The sequence below is a fragment of the Streptomyces aureus genome (assembly GCF_001418135.1).
Classification (GTDB): domain Bacteria; phylum Actinomycetota; class Actinomycetes; order Streptomycetales; family Streptomycetaceae; genus Streptomyces; species Streptomyces aureus_A.
This window is the reverse complement of sequence record NZ_LIPQ01000389.1, coordinates 1-2621: the sequence shown is the minus strand read 5'-3', so window position 1 is coordinate 2621 and position 2621 is coordinate 1. Positions and strand designations below refer to the sequence as shown.

Here is a 2621-nt window from a genome sequence, read left to right as displayed (position 1 = left end):
GGGTGACCGGGGCGGGGGACGCGTGGCTGCGGCTGCCGGGCGGGACGCGGGGCTTCGTGTGGGTGAACGGCTTCTGCCTCGGCCGCTACTGGTCGGCCGGGCCGCAGGACGCCTTGTTCGTGCCGGGCCCGGTGCTGCGGGAGGGCGCGAACGAGGTGTGGGCGCTGGAGCTGGAGGGGGCCGGGCGGCCGGGCGTCGAGTTCGGCGTCCTCTGAGCGTTCACCCGGATGGGCCTTCGCGGGGACGAGTGGGTCGTGGACGTGGCGGTGCCCCGGAGCCGAGGCCGCTCCGGGGCACCTGTCCGTGCGTTCCGCTACAGCGTGGCCGCGGCGGACTTGATCGCGGAGGCGAAGGTGGAGACCTCCGTGTAGACGCCCGGGTAGCCGGCGCGGGCGCAGCCCTCGCCCCAGCTCACGATGCCGACCTGGACCCATGCTCCGGCGTTGTCCTTGCGGAACATGGGGCCGCCGGAGTCGCCCTGGCAGGTGTCGACGCCGCCCTGGGTGTAGCCGGCGCAGATCTCCTCGGCGGGGACGAGGTCGCTGCCGTACGAGTTCTGGCAGGAGGCGTCCGAGACGAACGGCACGTTCGCCTTGAGCAGGTAGCGCTGCTGCCCGCCGCCCTCACGGGCGGCGCCCCAGCCGGCCACGGTGAAGGTGCCGCTGTTGTACGCGGTGGTCTCGGCGATCTTCAGGTTGGGCAGCGAGGTGATCGGGCTGGCGAGCTTGATCAGCGCCCAGTCCTTGCCCTTGCCGTTGTAGCCGGGGGCCTGGAGGACCTTGGTGGACCTGACCTTGATGGCGCTGCTGCTCTGCAGGTCCACGACTCCGGCGGTGGCGGTGATGCTGGTGTTGTTGCCGGAGCCGCTCACACAGTGGGCCGCGGTGAGGACGACCTGCGGGGTGATCAGCGAGCCGCCACAGCCCATGGAGAGGCGGACCATCCAGGGGAACTCGCCCTGGGCGGCGCGGGTTCCTCCGACGACGGGGGTGGGGGCGGCGGAGGCGGTGGTGGGCTGGAGGCTGACGGCCGCCAGGACGACGGCGCCGGCCGCGGCGAGCTTCTGGAGCGCACGGACCATTCGGTTCTGATTCACGTGTCTGCCTTCTCTCATGGGGGGTTGCCTCGACGAGTCATGACATGCGCCCGTCAAGTCATGTCCGGATTATGGACAACTCTCAACTGCCCCCACAAGGAAGCCTTTTCAGCCACGCCGAGCCGAACCGTAAAATGTGCTGGAGGGGGTCCGTATGCCGAACCGTCAGGAGGGCGACCGCGTCGCCCACGGCTTTCCGCACCGCGCCACCGTCGGGGCCTCGCTCACCGCGCTCTACCGGCGCCTCTCCCCCGACGGCGTACACCGCTACCCGACGAGCGTGCCGCCCGCCGACGTGGCCCTCGGCGACGACGAGGACCTGCATCTCGGCACCCAGCGGGTGGCCCGCGCCCTGGTCCGGCACCTGCGGCTGCCCGAGGCGCGCCTGGTCGTGAGCTTCCGGCCGATGGAGCACGCGGCGGCCGTCGAGCTCGCCGCGGGACCCGAGTACTTCGTGGAGCTCAACGACCGCTTCCGGACCCGCCGCCGTGACATCGGCGCGGCCCTCGCCCACGAGATCACCCATGTCCTGCTGCACCGGCTCGGCCTCGGCTTCCCCGGTGCCGCGGAGAACGAGATCCTCACCGACGTGGTCACCACGTACCTGGGCGCGGGATGGCTGCTGCTCGACGCGTACCGCCAGGACGGTGTGGAGAGCCAGAAGCTCGGCTATCTGACCCCGGAGGAGTTCGGCTACGTCCTCGCCAAGCGGGCCGAACTGTTCGGCGAGGACCCGTCACCGTGGTTCACCAGCGCGGTGGCGTACGAGGCCTGGGTACGGGGCCGGGCCGAGGCCGACCGGGAGCGGGCGGCGCCGCCGCTCGCCGGGGCGGGCTGGGCCGAGCGCCGCCGGTACGGCTGGGAGCGGCGCCGGGGCCGGGCCGGCGAGGGCGCCCCGTACGCCTTCCAGGGCGGAGCGCCCGCGACCGGTGTCTCGTTCCTCTGCCCGGTCTGCCGGCAGCGCCTGCGGATCCCGGCGGGCCGGGCGCTGAGAGCCCGGTGCGGGGTGTGCCGGACGGTGCTGGAGTGCGCGGGTTAGCTCTCCGGAGGGTCCTGGACCGGGCTCTGGTTCCCGGGCGGGGCCTGGACCAGGCTCTTGTGGAAGTGGACGTCCTCGGCGCCGCCGGGGATGCCGAGCACCCGGCCGGTCTCGACGTATCCGTGCCGCCGGTAGAAGTCCGGGGCCTGGAAGGTGAACGACGAGACGGTGGCGCGGTCGCAGCCGCGCCGCCGCGCCTCGTCCTCGGCGGCGCGCAGGAGCCGGCTCCCCCAGCCGTCCTGGCGGCTGTCCTCGCGGACCCACAGCATGTCGATGCCGAAGAGGCCGCTCCAGGTCCAGCCGGTGAGACCGCCGATCAGCTCGCCGTTCTCGTCGACCGCCTTCACGGACAGCTCGCCCTGGTCCTCCGGGGTGGTGTTCGTGGCCGCGAAGTTGAAGGCGTCGAGCCCCCGCTCCAGGGCCTTGGCGAGTGCGGTGTCCCCGTGGCCGACGCTGAGCGTCGCGCCGCCGTCCCGGCCGTGATCG

3 protein-coding genes and 1 pseudogene are annotated in these 2621 nt (G+C 72.8%); 2 read left to right on the top strand and 2 right to left on the bottom strand.

What is annotated here, in order from left to right; translation table 11 throughout:
* Positions 1-215 (top strand): annotated as a pseudogene (locus AOK00_RS28390) (beta-galactosidase); the annotation flags it as partial.
* A gap of 98 nt (positions 216-313) precedes the next feature.
* On the opposite strand, the gene AOK00_RS28385 reads toward AOK00_RS28390, so the two are convergent.
* Positions 314-1081 carry a S1 family peptidase gene (locus AOK00_RS28385; RefSeq protein WP_437441452.1) on the bottom strand — a complete coding sequence of 256 codons (768 nt, stop codon included), beginning with the start codon at positions 1079-1081 and terminating at the stop codon, positions 314-316.
* Positions 1082-1250: 169 nt separating this feature from the next.
* Between AOK00_RS28385 and AOK00_RS28380 the strand changes: the two genes are divergently transcribed.
* Positions 1251-2135, top strand: a complete 885-nt coding sequence (locus tag AOK00_RS28380) for a hypothetical protein (protein WP_055603104.1) — start codon at positions 1251-1253, stop codon at positions 2133-2135.
* Here AOK00_RS28380 and AOK00_RS28375 read toward each other — a convergent pair.
* Positions 2132-2621 (bottom strand): GNAT family N-acetyltransferase (locus AOK00_RS28375; protein WP_055603101.1); only part of this gene is annotated, 490 nt, incomplete at its 5' end. The genes AOK00_RS28380 and AOK00_RS28375 overlap by 4 nt on opposite strands.

What these genes read in the sequence shown, in the direction of transcription:
- AOK00_RS28385 (WP_437441452.1), bottom strand. Translation starts at nt 1,081, where the DNA reads ATGGTCCGTGCGCTCCAGAAGCTCGCCGCGGCCGGCGCCGTCGTCCTG.
- AOK00_RS28380 (WP_055603104.1), top strand. Translation starts at nt 1,251, where the DNA reads ATGCCGAACCGTCAGGAGGGCGACCGCGTCGCCCACGGCTTTCCGCAC.